Annotated in this window: 23 protein-coding genes; 5 read left to right on the top strand and 18 right to left on the bottom strand. The window is 33.1% G+C overall.

Going from position 1 to position 18,142, the window contains the following annotated elements; translation table 11 throughout:
* The 14 genes from VW161_RS05495 to VW161_RS05430 form a co-directional block, all read right to left on the bottom strand.
* Positions 1-399 carry a 50S ribosomal protein L14 gene (locus tag VW161_RS05495; RefSeq protein ID WP_012955664.1) on the bottom strand — a complete coding sequence of 133 codons (399 nt, stop codon included), beginning with the start codon at positions 397-399 and terminating at the stop codon, positions 1-3.
* Position 400: 1 nt separating this feature from the next.
* Complete coding sequence (locus tag VW161_RS05490) at positions 401-721, bottom strand: 30S ribosomal protein S17 (RefSeq protein WP_295604746.1); 321 nt, start codon at positions 719-721, stop codon at positions 401-403.
* Positions 722-731: 10 nt separating this feature from the next.
* Positions 732-1,064: a ribonuclease P protein component 1 gene (locus VW161_RS05485; RefSeq protein WP_304086020.1), complete on the bottom strand. Its 333-nt coding sequence runs from the start codon at positions 1,062-1,064 to the stop codon at positions 732-734.
* A gap of 41 nt (positions 1,065-1,105) precedes the next feature.
* Positions 1,106-1,450: a stress response translation initiation inhibitor YciH gene (gene yciH / locus VW161_RS05480; RefSeq protein WP_304086021.1), complete on the bottom strand. Its 345-nt coding sequence runs from the start codon at positions 1,448-1,450 to the stop codon at positions 1,106-1,108.
* Entirely contained in the window at positions 1,451-1,657 is a 207-nt protein-coding gene (gene rpmC, locus VW161_RS05475) for a 50S ribosomal protein L29 (protein ID WP_012955660.1), read from the bottom strand.
* A 19-nt stretch (positions 1,658-1,676) separates the two neighbouring features.
* Complete coding sequence (locus VW161_RS05470) at positions 1,677-2,447, bottom strand: 30S ribosomal protein S3 (protein ID WP_304086024.1); 771 nt, start codon at positions 2,445-2,447, stop codon at positions 1,677-1,679.
* A 3-nt stretch (positions 2,448-2,450) separates the two neighbouring features.
* Entirely contained in the window at positions 2,451-2,918 is a 468-nt protein-coding gene (locus tag VW161_RS05465) for a 50S ribosomal protein L22 (RefSeq protein ID WP_295604753.1), read from the bottom strand.
* A gap of 12 nt (positions 2,919-2,930) precedes the next feature.
* Complete coding sequence (gene rpsS / locus VW161_RS05460; RefSeq protein WP_295604755.1) at positions 2,931-3,341, bottom strand: 30S ribosomal protein S19; 411 nt, start codon at positions 3,339-3,341, stop codon at positions 2,931-2,933.
* Between the two features lie 17 nt (positions 3,342-3,358).
* Positions 3,359-4,084: a 50S ribosomal protein L2 gene (locus VW161_RS05455; RefSeq protein ID WP_304086027.1), complete on the bottom strand. Its 726-nt coding sequence runs from the start codon at positions 4,082-4,084 to the stop codon at positions 3,359-3,361.
* Positions 4,085-4,096: 12 nt separating this feature from the next.
* Entirely contained in the window at positions 4,097-4,357 is a 261-nt protein-coding gene (locus tag VW161_RS05450) for a 50S ribosomal protein L23 (protein ID WP_304086029.1), read from the bottom strand.
* Positions 4,358-4,402: 45 nt separating this feature from the next.
* Positions 4,403-5,167 (bottom strand): 50S ribosomal protein L4, encoded by a 765-nt coding sequence (gene rpl4p, locus VW161_RS05445; protein ID WP_292788489.1) that lies wholly within the window; start codon positions 5,165-5,167, stop codon positions 4,403-4,405.
* Positions 5,168-5,179: 12 nt separating this feature from the next.
* Positions 5,180-6,190, bottom strand: coding sequence for a 50S ribosomal protein L3 (gene rpl3p / locus VW161_RS05440; protein WP_298534785.1), 1,011 nt, complete (start codon positions 6,188-6,190; stop codon positions 5,180-5,182).
* A 610-nt stretch (positions 6,191-6,800) separates the two neighbouring features.
* Complete coding sequence (locus VW161_RS05435) at positions 6,801-7,616, bottom strand: putative RNA uridine N3 methyltransferase (RefSeq protein ID WP_298534787.1); 816 nt, start codon at positions 7,614-7,616, stop codon at positions 6,801-6,803.
* Positions 7,617-7,988: 372 nt separating this feature from the next.
* A complete protein-coding gene (locus tag VW161_RS05430; protein ID WP_325192777.1) occupies positions 7,989-8,696 on the bottom strand; it encodes an METTL5 family protein in 708 nt (235 codons plus the stop codon).
* A gap of 203 nt (positions 8,697-8,899) precedes the next feature.
* Here VW161_RS05430 and VW161_RS05425 point away from each other — a divergent pair, with 203 nt between their 5' ends.
* The gene (locus VW161_RS05425; protein ID WP_325192776.1) at positions 8,900-9,475 is read left to right on the top strand and encodes a hypothetical protein; all 576 of its coding nucleotides are present in this window, start codon (positions 8,900-8,902) and stop codon (positions 9,473-9,475) included.
* 79 nt (positions 9,476-9,554) lie between these two features.
* Here the strand turns inward: VW161_RS05425 and VW161_RS05420 are convergent, their stop codons facing one another.
* A complete protein-coding gene (locus VW161_RS05420) occupies positions 9,555-10,511 on the bottom strand; it encodes a hypothetical protein (RefSeq protein WP_325192775.1) in 957 nt (318 codons plus the stop codon).
* A gap of 269 nt (positions 10,512-10,780) precedes the next feature.
* Between VW161_RS05420 and VW161_RS05415 the strand changes: the two genes are divergently transcribed.
* On the top strand, positions 10,781-12,277 hold the full coding sequence (locus VW161_RS05415) for an acetyl-CoA carboxylase biotin carboxylase subunit (RefSeq protein ID WP_304088137.1): 1,497 nt from the start codon (positions 10,781-10,783) through the stop codon (positions 12,275-12,277).
* A 101-nt stretch (positions 12,278-12,378) separates the two neighbouring features.
* Positions 12,379-13,293 carry a biotin--[acetyl-CoA-carboxylase] ligase gene (locus VW161_RS05410; protein ID WP_304088139.1) on the top strand — a complete coding sequence of 305 codons (915 nt, stop codon included), beginning with the start codon at positions 12,379-12,381 and terminating at the stop codon, positions 13,291-13,293.
* 187 nt (positions 13,294-13,480) lie between these two features.
* Here the strand turns inward: VW161_RS05410 and VW161_RS05405 are convergent, their stop codons facing one another.
* From VW161_RS05405 to VW161_RS05395, 3 genes are all read right to left on the bottom strand, one after another.
* Positions 13,481-14,641: a TIGR03576 family pyridoxal phosphate-dependent enzyme gene (locus VW161_RS05405; RefSeq protein WP_304088142.1), complete on the bottom strand. Its 1,161-nt coding sequence runs from the start codon at positions 14,639-14,641 to the stop codon at positions 13,481-13,483.
* 145 nt (positions 14,642-14,786) lie between these two features.
* The gene (locus VW161_RS05400) at positions 14,787-15,104 is read right to left on the bottom strand and encodes a hypothetical protein (RefSeq protein WP_292788048.1); all 318 of its coding nucleotides are present in this window, start codon (positions 15,102-15,104) and stop codon (positions 14,787-14,789) included.
* Between the two features lie 192 nt (positions 15,105-15,296).
* Positions 15,297-15,833 (bottom strand): FumA C-terminus/TtdB family hydratase beta subunit, encoded by a 537-nt coding sequence (locus VW161_RS05395; RefSeq protein ID WP_304094155.1) that lies wholly within the window; start codon positions 15,831-15,833, stop codon positions 15,297-15,299.
* 203 nt (positions 15,834-16,036) lie between these two features.
* On the opposite strand from VW161_RS05395, the gene VW161_RS05390 reads away from it, so the two are divergent.
* Both VW161_RS05390 and VW161_RS05385 read left to right on the top strand, forming a co-directional pair.
* Positions 16,037-17,854, top strand: coding sequence for a DUF2070 family protein (locus VW161_RS05390; protein ID WP_304088148.1), 1,818 nt, complete (start codon positions 16,037-16,039; stop codon positions 17,852-17,854).
* 71 nt (positions 17,855-17,925) lie between these two features.
* On the top strand, positions 17,926-18,048 hold the full coding sequence (locus VW161_RS05385) for a hypothetical protein (RefSeq protein WP_296855531.1): 123 nt from the start codon (positions 17,926-17,928) through the stop codon (positions 18,046-18,048).
* Positions 18,049-18,142: the final 94 nt, after the last annotated feature.

Here is an 18,142-nt window from a genome sequence, read left to right as displayed (position 1 = left end):
TTAAATTAATATGCTTGCTGCACTGCCTACACTAGGCCATTTGTCAGCTGCTTCTTTAGCAACAGGTCCTCTGATTTCAGAACCTTTCAATACTCCTTCAGGAGTAATGATCACTGCAGCATTGTCTTCGAATTTTACACGAAGACCATCAGCACGTCTGTATTCTTTTTTCTGTCTTACAACAACTGCATTGACAACTTCTCTTCTCATATCAGCAGTTCCTTTTTTAACAGAAGCAACTACCATATCACCGACACCAGCTACGTCGAGTCTTCTACGAACACCTTTAAATCCTTTTACGGAAATAATTTCGATTTCACGAGCACCAGTATTGTCAACACATTGAAGTCTTGCACCAATTGGTAAAGCTTTAGTTACGCTGGATGTAGTAGGTTTCATTCTAATCATCACCTTTTACTTCAACTAATACAAAGTGTTTAGTTTTACTTAATGGTCTACATTCTGCAATTTTTACAGCGTCACCAATTTTTACATCAAGACAATCAGGTTTGTGAACGTTAATTCTTGATTTTCTTTTTTCGTATCTTTCGTATTTTCTAATGAACTTGTAGAAACTACGTTCTACAGTAATAGTCCTTTCTGCTTTATTTGTAGTAACAACTCCTTCAAGGACTTGTCCTCTAACAGATAAATTACCATGGAAAGGGCAGTTAGGATCATCACATTTAGTTTCTGGTTCCTTAACATTAAGACCAACCATTTTATCACCATTAAATTTTTTTATATCTTCTTTTTATCCTATCTTCAGGACGATTCAACAATATTTTACCATCAATTTCAACTATGGTTCCATCCGGAACCTTAAATTGAAATACAGAAACATCTTTCTGAATTAATTTCTCATTATAAATTAAATTAAAATCATTCTGATTAGAACTTAAGTCTTTATCCTGAACCTTTTCCTTCACTTCAATCCTTAAAGTCTTTTTGGTTTCATCAATGACGGTTCCTTGTAACCCTATCAAAGAGGGATTGGAACTGTCAACAACTTTAAGTTCTAACCCAATTAATTCATGATAGAATATATTTTTTGAGCTTATCATTCTAAGCCTCAGTATGTGAATTTAGGATATGATTCATGACATTAGTGTCTTCTTCTATTATTGTATTTCTTATCAGAATCTCTGATTTCAATAGTATCGGAAGAGAATCCCATTTCAGATAAAACTTCTTTAACTCTTGCCTTATGATCTCCTTGGAGTTCAATTTGACCTTTCTTAGCGGTTCCTCCACAAGCGCATTTAGCTTTAAGAGTTTTAGTAAGTTCCTTAATATCTATATCATGTTCATCTATACCTTCGACAATAGTCATAAGTTTTCCAAATCTTCTTCTGACTGTAAACACTTTTACAGATTGAACTTCTCTTGCGATTTCTTCGCAAACACAAAGTTCTTCAGGAAGACCACATACATCACAGATTTTTGACATTTAATTCTCCTTCTGTTTTTGGTTCATAATTGTAAGAACACGAGCAATAGTCCTTTTGAGTTCTCTAATTTTACCAGGGTTTTCATTAACACCTGCAGCAGCACTTTTGGAAACGTTTTTAGCGAGTTCTGCTTTGAGTTCCACCAATTTTTCTTCGATGTCCTCAATTTCCATTTCCCAAATTTCTTTACTTCTTAAAATTGCCATTTTCTCAACTCCTTAAAGATTATTCCTCTTCGGAATCTTCGGTAGCTGCTTCAAGTTCTTCGAGGTCTTCTTCAGCTTCGACTACTTCTTCAACTTCTTCAATTTCTTCTAAGTCTTCGAGGTCTTCTTCAGCTTCGACTACTTCCACTTCCTCTTCAGCCACTTCTTCTTCAACAATTTCTTCTACAGGTTCTGCAATAGGAGCAAGAATATCTACTTTATCAGGTAAAACTGCTTCAGGAGGCATGATTCTAACAACAATACCTAAAACACCAGGTTTTAAAGGTGCGGTAGCGAAACCTTCTTCTACGAATCTGGTTGCAGGTTCACCACATTTCTTAATGTAACCTTCAGTGAATTTAGCTACAGCAGATCTGGAACCTCTGATTTTACCGGAAATAGTTACTTCTACACCTTGAGCTCCAGCACCCATGATTCTGCGGATAGTGGAATATGCTACTCTTCTGAAGTGCATACCTCTTTGGAGCATATTTGCTATTTTAGAAGCCATGATTCTAGCATTCAATTCAGGTACGTCAACTTCTTTAACTTCCACTTGAGGGTTGTCCAAGTCAAATTTGGTTTTAAGACTTTGGGTAATAGCTCTTACGGTTTTTCCACCTCTACCGATTACCATACCAGGTCTTTCAGCATAAACGATTACCATAGTTCCTAAAGGAGTAACTTGGATTTCCATTCCTCCGTAACCTGCTCTTTCGAGTTCTTTTTCTAAATATTCATCAATTTTGGTTCTTCTGAGACCTTCTGTAACGAAATCTTTTTCTATCATTATTTAAGCCTCCACTAAAACTATTTGAATATGGGTAGTTGGAGTGTTGAATGGAGTTACTCTACCAAATGCTCTTGGTCTAGCTCCTCTAATGACCATACCTCTGTGGGAAGAGATATGTTCAATCTTAAGGTTTTCTACATCCATACCTTTGTATTCTGCATTTGCTTCTGCATTTTCAATAACATTTAAAATTGCTTTAGAAGCTTTTACAGGGTATCTTCCAGCAGCCCAACCTTTCATACCTTTTCTGTGACCAACATCTCTGTTGTGTCTTTTGAAAGGAACAGCTTTTTTCATTTCAATTACATCATTTAAGTATGCTTTTGCTTTAGCAACATCCATGCCTCTAATTGCACTACAAATTTCCACACAATGTTTAGGGGAAACTTTAAGGGATCTTGCCATAGCACGTGCTGTTTTGGATTCATCAGCATCTTTATTGTTATAAGCGTATTTATTTTTAGCCATGTTTTAATCTCCTTATTTAAGTGGTACAAACATAGATGATCTAGTAGCTCCCATACCTGGGTCACCATGTTGAACTCTAGCTCTGGTTGGTGCGAATTCACCAAAGAAGCATCCTAACATTTCAGGGGTGAAAGTTACTTCAACAAAGTCTCTACCATTGTAAATACCGAAAGTAGTTCCTACCATTTCAGGAATAACAATCATATCTCTACAGTGGGTCCTAACTACTACAGGTTTTCCACCTTTTTTATCTTGTTTTTGTAATTTTCTCATTTTATCCAACACAGACTGTTGTCTTGGTAAGAATCCTCTTTTTAAGGATCTTCTTTGTCTTGCTGGTAAAAGTTCAATAAATTCTTCCAAGGACATTTCTTTTAATTCTTCAATAGTATATCCTCTGTATTTAAATATTTTTCTAGCCAATGACACATCTCCTTAAATTATCTTCTTTTTCCAGTACGTTTAGCTGCAATTGAACCAACTTTTCTTCCAGGTGGTGCGTGTCTTGAAATAGTAGTAGGACGACCTGGGTGTTGTCTGTTACCTCCTCCGTGAGGGTGGTCAACAGCGTTCATTGCTACTCCTCTAACAGTCATAAACTTCTTACCTTTAGCTTTATAAGCATGCCATCTGACACCTGCTTTCAAGAAAGGTTTTTCTTTTCTTCCTCCACCCGCTACAACACCGATACTTGCACGGCATTGAGGATGGAAAGATTTTAATTCACCAGATGGTAATTCTACAACAGCTTGAGTTGCATCATGGGTAATTAAAGAAGCATAAGTTCCAGAAGATCTTACGAAACGACCTCCGTCTCCTGGAGTGTTTTCAATATTGTAAATTGGAGTACCTTCAGGGATTTCAGCTAATGGTAAAGTGTTACCGAAACTGATTGGTGCTGAAATACCGCATTCGATATCATCCTCAACTTGAATGGTTTCAGGAGCTAAAATATGTCTTTTTTCACCATTTTCGAATTTAACTAAAGCAATAGGAGCAGTTCTTGCAGGGTCGTGAATGATTTCTACAACTTTACCTTTTAAACTACCTTCTTTTTCTAAATCATCGTATGCTCTGTATTGGATTTTATCTTTGAATCTGTGAGAAGCAACACGGTGAGCAGGAGTTCCTCTTCCTCTACGTTGGTGTATTAATCGTTTTCCCATAATCAATCCTCCTTAGAATACTCCCATTTTAACAGCTACATCTTCAGCTTCGCCTTCTTCAGTGAGTTTGACATAAGCTAATTTTACACCTTTTGGAGTGATGTGAGTGTTTACTCTTGCTACTTCCTGGTCGTATAGCTGTTCAAAAGCCTTTTTGATTTGAGCTTTTGTAGATGTTCTTCTAACAACAAAAGCAAGTTCGTTGTTTTGATCAATTAAATTCATAGTTTTCTCAGTTACATGAGGTTTAACAATAATTTTATAAGGATCCATAAATATCCACCTTCTTAAACTATACCTAATAAATTCCTAAGGAATCTATTGGAATAATCCTCCTAATTTTTCAACAGCGGACTTAGTATAAACAGTTAACCTACCAGCATGAGTACCAGGTGCTAATAATTCAGCATTTAAGTTTTCTGCTGTAACGACTTCCACACCAGCGTGGTTTCTTGCACCTAAGCCAATGCCTTTGTCTTCAGCTACAACCACTAGAGGTCCTTTGCTGGATTTGTATTTACGTCCTCTTGTTTTTCCTCTACCTGCTCTTATATGTTTGCTGTTTTTAGCTTTAATGATATCATCGTAAACTCCTAATGCTTTGAAGATTTCACGAGTTTCACTAGCAGTCTTAACAGTTTCCAAATCATCTTCAACAATAATAGGAACTTGTTCGAGATTTTCAATCTTGTGACCTCTGCCAGCAACTAATTCCTCATTAGTGGTAGCTGCAACAGCAGATCTGATTGCGAATCTTCTTTCCTTATTGTTTACTTTTTCGTGATGATTCTTTTCAGCTCTTACTGGGTGAGCTTTTCTTCCACCTTTAGCTTGTGGAACGAATGCTGCTCTAGCACCGCTTTTGATTCTAGGTACCATAGCTGCACCTCTACCGGATCCCCAGGATTCTGCAGAAGTTCTTTTACCTGCCATAGGGTCATTACCCCAAGGTTGAATTCTAGCAGATTGAGCAGAAAGAACTGCTCTTTTAATAAGGTCAGGCCTGTATTCTTCACTAAAAATAGCAGGAAGTTCGATTTCTTCTTTTACTTCCCCTTGAATTGAATAAACATTAACTTTCATTTTCTAACCCCTCTATACACCTTGCTTGGAAGCAGTACTAATAAATTCAATTTGAGGAGCTGCTTCATCAGCTTTCTTAGGTCTGATAGCTTGTCTAAGAATTACTAATCTTTTAGTAGGGCCAGGGACTGAACCTTTAACTAATACATAGTCGTTTTTGACTAAACCGTATCTAATAAATCCACCATCAGGGTTAACTGCATCCACTTCGGATACATCTCCGATTTTTAAGACTTTCTTATTAAATTCAGTTCTTTTGTGGTATCCCATTTGACCTGCTTGTGCAACAGTCCACATAGTTCTTTCAGGAGACCAAGGACCAATGGAACCTACGTGTCTTCCTTTTCCACTTCTCATAGCTTTACCGTATTGAATTCTAATATTCCATCTTTTTACAACCCCTTGGACTCCTTTTCCTTTGGTGGTTGCAATAGCGTCTACATATTGTCCTTCATTAAAGATATCGCTTGCTCTGACTTCTTCACCTAATAAGTTAAGTGCATAGTTTAATTTTTCTTCAGCGGAACTTCCACCTAATGCACATTCAAAGATTTCAGGTTTTTTCTTAGGTACGCTAGCCATCTTAGGGTTAGTGTGCACTAAAACTCTAACATCTTCAGTTTTGTCTAAAGCGTCTTGTATTTTTGCAATAGCCTCAGATTTATCATAGTCTTTAGGAAGGGTAATTTTCCTAGAGAGCTCTTCATCCAAATTATCTGCAATAACTTCGGTGATAGCTTTAAGTCCATGAGCAGTTTTTTCGTATGATCTTATCCCCATGATTACAAGGGGTGGTACTTCCAAAACAGTTACAGGAGTGAAAACAGTCATACCGTGGGATGGAGAGTTTTTATCATTGTCTACAACCATAGCATGAGTCATACCTGCTTTGTAACCTGCAAGACCTAAAAGTTTTGGTTCTTCATTACTTGGCCAAGCTTTGATTCTTGGAGTTTCTTTAGCTACTCTTTTACGAGGACTAAATGCCACAGAACCTTTTCTTGGTTGGTGATGTCTTACCATTCTTTTCCTCCGTTTCTATAATTTTTTCCTATAATTAATCAGTCTAATCTATTAAAATAGATTTTTTTACAAAATTTGATTCATTAATCTCTTTCTATTTCAAGTTGTCTAATCTTAAAACAATTATTAATTAACGAATCTCAGAATAAATAGCAATATTTGCTCTTTTAGTCAAATCGCTAAAATTCTACACTGTTTAAACTTGATTATTCAGTTTATGTTAATAATTTAGCATACAGTCTCCTAAATCATATCTAGATAGGGCATACAGTCTACCTTTAAATAAAAATATCTAGATTAAGACTGTAGAGGCAAAAATTAAACAGCATATAAGCTAAATAAAGCTAGATAAACGTGAAAAACAAGCTCAAACTTGTTTATGTACTTCTCAAAGATTTATTATAAAGCTCATCTGACTTCATAACTTATTCCATGTCTTTATGGAATATCTCCTTTATGGAGCAAACTTTATAGTGTCTAATTATAAAGCAAATCCTTGAAAGCTAAAGCTGACAATAGCTAAAGCTTCGATCTATATGTTTTTTTAATGTATTTATAATATTACGTATTAACGCTACGTAAATGCGGAAGTTAATAATGAACTATTAACTTAAAGTATATTGAAAATAGCTAAAGTTGAAATTACAGCTTCTTCTGTTCTTACGGTCTCGGTTCCTTGATTTGGAATTGTATTTAACTTTATAGTTTCCCACTTGGAACTTTCCACATTTTCTGAAATAGAAGAATATGGTCCTCCGAACACGATAGCTATATGATTTGAACTTTCTACTTTAGATTTCAATTCGTCAAAAATAGTATCGATTGTATCTGCATACTTTGTAGTTTCCACCACAAAGTCGGGATTAACTAATTTTAAGCTATTTTTAAGACCTTTATTAGTAGATAATGTCTTAAATCCCCAGTAAATGTCATCTGGTTCATCAGGTGTGACTATTACCTCTTTAGCAAACTTAGTGATTTTAAATGAAAATATTTTATTCACAGTAAGTTGCTCTTTGCAAAACGCCAACTTATCCATACCTATATCTACAAAGGTACCTTTCTTGTTCCTCTTTACAGTGTATCCTTGTCTGTAATCGCCTAATTCAGCTTGACCAACAGGATGATGAGGCACTCTTAAAGGAGGCAAAATACCAACATGCCTTAATTCAGGCTTAATAGGGATTGCCTTTTTCCTAAGGTATTGTGGAGTATCCATATACTTTAGAATTTCAGCTATGAAATCTCCATCCTCTGTCTGTTCACTGTCCGGAATTGAAAGATCTTTATAAACAACGACTTCATCAACTTCAAACAAAGCTAAAGCTCTACCAATTAAGCCCACTTTTGATGTTTTTAATTTTAAGTCTTTAGTTTCTGCTAAGAATGAATTCGGTATAAAGACTGATACTTTATTGTTTTGCATATTATCAAATTTTAATTTTTAATCCATATGCAACATGATTGAACATTTAATAAAGCATTTAGTCAAAAAGAGCTAAAATACCGATTAAATCTAAAATCCGTAAAATAAGAAAAAATAAATATTCATGATTGACACGATTTAAATAGCTACAAAACATAGCCCAAGCTAAACCATAAAAAACCTATGAAAATGATTCTTTACACTGATATTTAACATTAGACAGATGTTTAATACCAATAAATCATGAAAATTAAATAAAAAATTTAAAAATTTCTTATAAATTACATAATGTAGACATATAGATTAGTAATATTTAAGTTATTTATAGTATATAAAGGTTTTGCTAAAAAAAGTATTTTCCAGATAAAAATATTAAGACTCAAAATTCTCAACCCTTAAAACAATAACTTTTACATCCCGAGACTCTTCATTATGAAAATCATAGATTTTTGGAATTGGAAACTTATATACCAATTTGTGAGTGACTTCTGCACCAAGATCCCTATAGTAATCAATTACAAACTCTTCAGTATTCTTCATATGAAATGAGTAAATGACATCAGCACTGCCAACTGCAAATTCCATAAATTTTCTATCAGCATGCCTTTTTCCCTTCTCTTGAGATCCAAAAGGTGGGTTTTGAATCAAAGTGTCAAATCTATTTAATAAACTTTCACCATTATCAATTTTGCTAAGATTGCTTTCATTTAATAAATCACTTATTGAATTAAATGAATTAATGTCTCCAACTATGAAATTTGTATTACTGACATCTACATCATATTGTTCAGATATGTTATTTTGAGTGATTTTTGCTAAAGCTATTGATTCATCGTCAATGTCAACACCTAATGAATAGCTTGCACCCATAAGTAAAGATGCACTTGCAAAGATTCCAGTTCCACATCCAAGATCCAAAACACTCATGTTGTCTATGTCACCTAAACCATATGCATTCCACACTAAATCTGCAGCAATTGTTGCAGGAGTGGAATACTGTTCAAGTCCAACTTTTGGATTTGGATGATTCGGAACATTTTCCAAAATCATTTCAAGATGTTTCTTTTTTGAAATTTTCATAAAAATCACTGATAATAAAAAAAAATATATATTATATATTATAATTTTATTATATTTTATAGATTACCAAAAATTGTCATTTTTATATCTGAAATGAAAATTATAATTTGAAAAGAATTATAATATATCAGATATAAACTAATTTTATGAAAAAAATTTATTTATTATTTGCAATTTTTATTATCCTAATTTTATTCGTTGGATTGACTAACGTTAGTGCAGTTGATAGTTCAAAATGGAAAATAGTATCTATTGAAGGTGAAGATTTTAAAATACCTCCCGAATATGAAGGGGGCGAGTTAGATAATGATAGTTATTATGAAGAAAATTCAAAATTATCTATCCGCTCTTATAAAACAGACTATCATTTATTATATAGGTTTGGAGAAGATTACACATCAAAATATTTAGAGGATGTCAAAATGGATAAGATTGAAAGTCATGACGTACTTATGTTTTTAAGTTGTTTTGAAGGCAAATATTCATTAGATATTTATTTTATGTGTGGAAATTCCACATATTACATTTCCCAAGAGGGAGATGAACTAAATGAAAATGTAAAAGAAATTATTAGGACAAGCCCAAAACAAAATTTAACTTCTCAGGAATTTTATGCAGAATTTTATAAGTTGCAAATGAAATATATGAAGTATTTGGATGACATTGAATGGGTTTCAAATGATCTTCAGCAATTTGAAAATCAGAAAAATCTTGAACGACAAGCACAAAATGACAATATGTATTGGTATTTATTCGGATATTATAGCAATAATTACTAAATATATACACTAAAAAATTTTTGAAAATATTTATATAGTCATAAATTTATGACTATTCTCTTCTTATTTAACTATTCATTTACTTATAGCCTTTAACTGATTTTATAAGTTTTTCCATATCTTCAACCAGATATCTTATTTCATCAGAATCACTATCTAAAGAACTCATATTGAGTACTAATTCATTAGTTAATTCATCTACTTTTTCAATAATCAATTTTAAGACATCTATTCTATTTTTTATTTCATATTCCACTTTTGGAGAAATATCTGTTGAGAAGTTGATGATGTTTAATGTGGATTCTGCTTGTTCATAAAATAGATTGCTGCATGATTTTAAAGTAGACATAAATTTTTCATAAGTCATTTCTGTAGGTGAAAAGCGCTTTTCAATCATGTCAATAGCTACTTTTTCTTTAACCTCATATAATTGCTTTAGATCATTCACTTGACTTTCGTATCTTTTAAGTGTTGGACTATTTGTTATTGGAGTTAATTCTATTTCCTCTTCTTTTTCAATACTAACTTTCGGTTTTAAATCTTCATTACTAATTGGAAGTTTAGTTTTATATTCTTCTGAAGTGTAATCTTTTAAGACAAAAACATATGCAGTGTAAAAAATTAAAATAGCTACAAGAATTATACAAATTATTATAAATATGTAATGGAAAATAAATCCCCATGCAATTAAAAGAGGTCCTGCAAATAAAATTACCCCAAACCAATACATAAATATTTCATTAGAATAGAGAAATTTTTTATCGTTAAAATCATTTTTTCCTCTTTTTAATCTAATTTCAGCAGCAACTTTAGATTTGTAAGCATATTTCAAAATTTCATCATCAGTTAAAATGCCTTGTTTAGGTTCTAGAATATACTCACCATCATATCTTTGGCTCACAGGAATTTCATTTCCTTCAATATCATAAACTTTTCTAGATAATCTACTTTCTTTATAAATTAAAGGAGATGTTAATCTTTTAATTTCTTTTTCCCGTAATTCTTCATCAAAAATAGCTTGTTCTGTTTTATCCATATTAACCCCTTAAAATATGTTTATATTTATATTTTTGAATTATTCATATAAACAATTTTTCATTACTCAAAAATTTTGTTTAAGAGAGTAATAAAAAATACAAAATAAATAATTTTTATAGATTCAAAAAACATTTAAAAATAATGATAAAATTTAATATTAATATTAATCATATATAATATTATAATGTTTGATAAATAATAATGATAAATAATAATCATATATTCTTTATCATGAATTTTCAAGATAATTAAAAAAAGAGGTATAACATGTTTGAAAAAGTACTTATTGCAAATAGAGGAGAAATTGCTATACGTGTTATGAGAGCATGTCGTGAATTGGACATGAAAAGTGTAGCAGTATACTCAGATGCTGATAAAACTTCTCTTTATACTAATTATGCAGATGAAAGCGTTCCTTTAGGAAACCCTTCTCCAAGCCAGTCTTATTTAAACATTGAAAAGATCATTAATGCTGCAATTGAAACTGGAGCAGATGCAATTCACCCAGGATACGGATTCTTAGCTGAAAATCCTGAACTTGGAAGACAATGTGAAAAGAATGGAATCAAACTTATTGGTCCTAAAGGAGAGCATATTGAAAAAATGGGAGATAAGATCACTTCCAAACAATTAATGAAAGATGCAGGTGTCCCTGTTATTGAAGGTACTCCTGATGGAATCACTGATGTTGAAGAGGCAAAGGAAATTGCAGAAGCAATCGGATACCCTGTAATCATCAAGGCATCAGCTGGTGGTGGAGGAATCGGTATGCGTGCAGTTTATGAAGAGGACGAACTTGTACGTGCACTTGAAGCAACCCAATCAGTAGCTTTGAAAAACTTTGGAGATGCAACCGTATTCATTGAAAAATACCTTGAGAAACCAAGACACATTGAGTTCCAGGTTTTAGCTGACGAACATGGAAACACAATCCATGTAGGAGATAGGGAATGTTCCATCCAAAGAAGACATCAAAAGCTATTGGAAGAGGCACCTTCCCCAATCATGACTGAAGAGTTAAGAGAAAGAATGGGTGAAAGTGCAGTTAAAGCCGCTGAATCCATTGGATACAACAGTGCAGGAACTGTAGAATTCTTGTATGAAAATGGAGAATACTACTTCCTTGAAATGAACACACGTATTCAAGTGGAACACCCAATCACTGAAATTGTAACTAATACTGATTTAATCAAAGAGCAAATTAAAATCGCTTGCGGTGAGGAATTGGAATACGAGCAAAAGGACATTCATATAAGCGGACATGCTATCGAATGCCGTATCAATGCTGAAAACCCACTTGCTGACTTTGCACCAAACCCTGGTAAGATTACCGGTTACAGATCACCTGGTGGACCTGGTGTACGTTTAGACAGTGGAGTGTACATGAATTATACCATTCCAACTTTCTATGACTCAATGATTTCAAAATTGGTCACAAGTGGCCGTACAAGAAATGACGCAGCAAATAGAATGAAAAGAGCATTAAGCGAATACATTATCTTAGGTGTAAAAACCACTATTCCATTCCATAAGGCAATACTCAGAAATGAGTCATTCCTTGCAGGTGACTTGCACACCCACTTTGTAGATGAGCATAAGAAATGGATTGATGCTGAAATGGAAAAAGTAATTGCAGAAGATTTGGAAAGGGTAAATCGTATGAAATCCACATTTATGCCTGGAAAGAAAATAGCTGCAATCTCTGGAGCAGTTGGAACTTACTTCAATGCTGCTCAAGCACAACAGCTTAAAAAACAAAAATAAACTGCAAAAATAAAATAAATTCTAATAAAATGAAATTTATAAAATAAAAGACTAAACTCATAAACTAAACTTATAAATTAAACTCATATTAAGTGATTATTATGAAAAAAGAAATGATAAAGCTTTTACTAAGCCATAATGTAATTTCAGAAGAGGAAGCTAAACGTTTAGACTTAATAAATGATGAGGCTATTGAAGAATCCATCAAGGAATTAGGATTCGGAAAAACTGAACACATTACAAAAGAGAAAATTTGCGAAAACCTTGAAACTGAAGAAATCGCTAAGGAAATCCTTTGTTTCAGAAAAGTGTTTTCCACTAATTCAATAGCTAAATTTTTAGCGAATCACGATGCTAAAGAAGGTACCGTATTGATTTCTGAAATTCAGACTAACGCAAGAGGAAGATTAGGAAAGAAATGGGAAGCTCCTGAAGGTGGAGTATGGATGTCCCTTATCTTAAGACCTCAAGTACCTCCTGCAAGAATTGGTTTAATCACCTTAGCAACCGGGGTAGCAATAGCTAAATCTATCAGATCTTTAGGTGTTGATGCTAGAATCAAATGGCCTAATGATGTCTTGATTCACGGCAAAAAGATATCTGGAGTATTAACTGAAGTCAATGCAACTTTCAATGAAATCGACTGGATTGTTGTAGGTATTGGAATTGACAGCAACCTCAAATTAGAGGCCTTCTCTGAAGACATCAGAATAGGTACAACCACTCTAACTGAAGAATTGCCTTCTAAAGTCGATGCAAATGAACTTATTGCAGTTTTCCTAAATGAATTTGAAAAGGTTTACCAATTATACAAAGATGGTGAAATTGAAACCATTCTTAAGGATTGGAGAGATCTTGCAGATACCATTGGAAAATACGTAAACATTACCCAAACCGGTGGAAAGATTACCCAAGGTTATGTTGTTGGAATCAACAACGAAGGTAGTTTAATCATTGAAAGACAAGACGGCACATTAGAGAAAATCGTCTCAGGTGAACTTAGAACCGTTGAATAAAATTAAAAACTATTATTTCAAATTTATTTTTTAATTGAAATAAAAAAATAGTGCTTTATTAATAATAAAGCAGACTAAAATAAAATAAAATGAAAATTACTTTTTCATTTTATTACCTCTTTTTTTTAAAAAAAAATAAAAATTAAAATTAAATAATTTAAATAGAAAAACTCTTTTTAAACTAATTTTAATAGAAAATCAATTCTTTTGATTTTTCAACATCTTGAGACAAATCCAAGAATCTATCAAAGGAATTATCTATTTGTTCATACAATTGATTTAAATCCATATCAATCACATCCTGTGTAGACAAATCAATACGGATTGTAGCAGAAGCTCCAGGCATTCCAACTGCAGGTATTGTAATGATTCCAAAGTCCTTTAATAAAATCATAGCCCATAAAAAACAGCAATCCTTTTGTGAAAGCTCTGTTTCAACATTTAACCTTTCCAATTGATTTTTTAAGGAATCTTCACTTACCATAACACCAGTTGGTGTCTTTTCAAACATTTCGTACTTTTCACTTAATAAATCATAGAACTCTTCTTTTCTGGAAATTGCTTTAACCAAGTTCTCTTCAGTGTAATTCTTGATTCCATTCACCATTGCTAAAATCAATGGAGGCTGAGCTTCAAGACCGAATTGATTAGCCTTAACCTTTATTACATCAATCAAGTCTTTTCTTCCTGCCATCAATCCTCCTCTAGGCCCAGGCATTAACTTATCTGTACTTGTAACAACCAAATCAGCTCCAATCTCAGTTGCCTTCGCTTGATTGAAAACAGCAGTTCTAAGCCTTGCACCTGAAGCGTCATCAACAAGCACAGGAATGTCCATTTCATGAGCCATATCAATGACCTTCCTAAAGAGTTCCTCATCAATGACCTTGTGATCCATTGTTGAGCCGGTCACAACAACCAATGAAGTGTTATCAGGAATAGTGAACTCATCAATGTCAATGAACTCATCATAGCTTGCACCTACAATCGCACAAGACCTTGGAATGGATGGGTGAGCTGGAAATTCTGCTAAGAAATGACTGACATGAGAACCTTTTTCAACCAATGCCAAAACACTTGCCAAGATTCCGGAACTTGTCCTGTTAACTGCCAAGACCTTTTCTCCTCCAAGATGCTCTTTTCCCACAATTTGGAGCTCGTCCTCAAAAATAGCGGGACCTACATAAGTTTCCAGAAGATCCAATTCATCATCACTTGCTATAAATCCTCCAGAAAGTCCAGTTACATCATATAAGGAATCCCTTCCATTATCGTTAATGATTTCCTTAATGATTTTCAATGCAGATTCTCTTTTCCTTACTTCATCCAATGAATTATTGACAATCATGATAAAACCTTTCAAATAACTAAAAACAATTAAAAATAATGATTAAAAATTATAAAAAAATAAAAATAATGAATTGAAAAAATTTAATAAAAAATAGGAATAATAATTCTAAAAATTAGAATTATTTGAAATTAGAATTATGCAATTAGTCTAAAAGACTTAATTCGAAATCAGAGAATGATTCAATGATAACTTTTAAATCTTTTTCACTGATGTCCATTTGGGTAAACTCTTCACCTTCAGAATAAGCGTATTCCGCGTGAACGATGTTTCCATCAGGACTAGTGTATAACATTACGAAGTCTTCTTGCTTTTCAGGATTTTTGGTAGGTAAACTGATAGTGAAAGAAAGACCTAATTGATTGAAGAATTTTTCCTTTTCCTCTTCATCCTTATTGCATTTCTTTAATTTTCTAATTCTTGACTTTAATTTTTTTTCAGCTGCTTCTGCAATATCTGCCATTATATCACCAAAATAATCGTAATTCTTAAAATAAATTAATCTGATAAAAATTAAATTAAACAATAGGTAACTAATAAATTAATTAATATAGATTATTATGATATTTAAAATAATTAGTATATAAATATTTAGTTATTGTCATTTGCATTATTATTTGAAAATAATAATAGTCATAAAGTTTAGTCATGAAAATTAATCATAAAGACTGTTTCCTTCACTGTCCATAGCTACAATCAATGGGCCAAATGAATCCACATCCAAATCCCAAATGGCTTCAGGCATACCGAGATCTAGCCAATTTACTCCTTTTATTTCATTGACCTTATCAACATACAATGCTGCACAACCACCAGTGGCTACAACATAAACTGCATTGTTTCTCTTTAGGGCTTCTCTGACAGAATCATCCATTCCACCTTTACCAATGATGATCTTTGCGCCCATATCCAATACATCCGCTTCATACGGATTCATTCTCATGGAAGTTGTTGGACCTACAGCAACCATCTTATATTTTGGTTCTGAATCATCTATGTTTTCTTCTTCCTGAATAATAGGTCCTGCATGGAACAAAACTGCTCCTTCAATATCAATTGGAGCTCCTTCTTCCAATATTCTTTTATGAGCTTGATCTCTTGCAGTCAATATTTGCCCGGAGATTGCAATTACATCTCCAGCTTTTAATTTGTTAATATCATCATCAGTAATCGGGGTTTTTAATTCTATCATGAATTCACCAAATAAATTTTATCAGATTTTGAAACCTTAAAACACATCCATAAGAATTTCAAAAACAAATAGAATAAGTTTTATATAAAAAATTTCATATAGTATATTATTTAATTTATTTATTTAGATATATAAAAATAATCTAAATCCAAATAATTTAGATTAAATTAATTTTAATTATTGAAGAGAAAGGTTGATTATTAATGTCCAGTATGAGTAATGTAGCAGGATTATCAAAATGGATTAGAACATTGCCTAATGCCAAAAGTTCAGTGCTAATGATAATTATACTAAGTTTTATTATAGGAGTTCTCCTATTTTTATTACAGCCAGTTAGTGTAGGAAACGGATTAGAAGATTTCTTCTACGGAGGGGCATTCGGTTTTGTTGTATTCGGATTGCCTGCAATCATAACCGGTTCCACTGATCAATTATGGGTAGAATCACTTAATGGAATCAACCTTAAGGCAAAGCACTCCATGTTTTTAGCATTGGTATCAATGTCCATTGCAGGAATTGTAGGTATCCTTGGAACAGCAGTGGGACTTATCTTCAATATGGATTTATTCTTCAACTCCATCCTATTCGGTTGTGTTATTGCATTTGGTTTCAATATCCTTGTTATATTGGCTACCACTAGAATAAAGCTCTTCAATTCATTTATCATTGCAATTATCCAACCATTGCTTATGATTGGAATGCTCATTATCACAAGCTTCCTGAATAATATTGATTACATATTCTCACTAGGATATATAACTACAATATTTAAAGTGCTTATAGCAAGTGTAATCTTCCTGATTGCAATTTATGCATTCATCAGTGTTGTAGAGTCTCCTATGAAAAAGAATTTAGGATTTGGAGCAATGGAAATCCTAAGTTATTTCATCTTGCACATGAATGAAGGGACAAATACAATTGAACAATTGTTTGACAATGCTGGAGAAGCTATTGATACTCTTGTAGGTGTTGCAAGCTTTAGAAGGCTTGATGGAAGCATTAAAGCATTGTTTTTAAGTCCTTGCGTTCACCCAGGGCCTCTTGGAGACATTGGAGGATCCAATATGCCAACAATATTGGCAAACAGCTTTGATGCATTTACCATGGTTGCACATGGCCCATCAACTCACGACTTCAACCCTGTATCAAGTGATGAGATTGTTAAGATAGAAGATGCTGTAAGAAAAGCTTTAGACGATATGGAATACTCTCCAAAGGCAAGTGAATTTATCAGATATTCATATAAAAAGGCAAATGTCGGAGTTCAATTCTTCAAGAATGGAACAATTATGCTTTCTACATTTGCTCCATCCGGAAGTGATGACATAGAATATGCTGTAGGGCTTGCAGCAATGATAGAAAGCCAGAAGGAATTAGGAACTGAAAACAATATCCTAGTTGACTGCCACAATTCATTCAACGAGGAAAAAGGAGGAGTTCTTCCTGGAAACCCTGAATTGTTCCAATTAATCGATACAATCAAATTAATCGAACCGTTAGACTTGGAACATGACATTAAAGTCGGATGCTACTATACAGACCTCGGTGGATTCGATAAGCATCAAGGAATTGGTGAAAGCGGTTTGAAAACCATGGTCATTGAAGTTAATGGACAAAGAACTGCTTATGTATTATTCGATTCAAACAATATGGAATTAGGATACAGAGAAACCATTTTCAATGCAGTTGAAGACCTGGATATTGATGAGATTGAAGTTATGACCACAGACACACATACTGTAAATACATTATCTGCAGGTTACAATCCAGTTGGAACCGTAGAGAAGGAAAAGATCATAGAGTTTGTGAAAATTTCAATCAATGAGGCAATTAAAGATTTGGAGCCTGTAGAAGCTGGAACAAATACTGAAAGAATCCTAAACCTTAAAACATTCGGTCCAAATAATTCCACTGAACTTATTTCCACCATCAGTTCCATCGTAGCGGTAAGTAAGATCATTGCTCCATTGACATTTATTGTAGCGATTATCTTTGTAATCATTTGGATATTCGTATTATAATTTAATAATTAATTAGAACTGTATTGGAATAAAAACAATGCAATCCTATTTATATTTATTGAGGTGAAAACATGATAACCTGCAATGTTTGCGGACATTTGAATCCTATCGGTGCATTAATATGTGAAAACTGTGGATCCGACCTTTCTGACAGCCCAGATTTAGGTGGATTCGATGATGATGAATATTATTAAAGTTTTTTAATTTAAAAAACTTTTTTCTTTTTTTAAAATTTATTAAACTTTTTTTATTAAATAAACTATTAAATTAACTATTAAATAAACTATT

Origin of the sequence: Methanobrevibacter ruminantium, from assembly GCF_016294135.1 — an archaeon.
Classification (GTDB): Archaea; Methanobacteriota; Methanobacteria; order Methanobacteriales; family Methanobacteriaceae; genus Methanobrevibacter; species Methanobrevibacter ruminantium_A.
The sequence above is the reverse complement of the archived record's forward strand: the minus strand, read 5'-3'. Positions and strand labels throughout refer to the sequence as shown.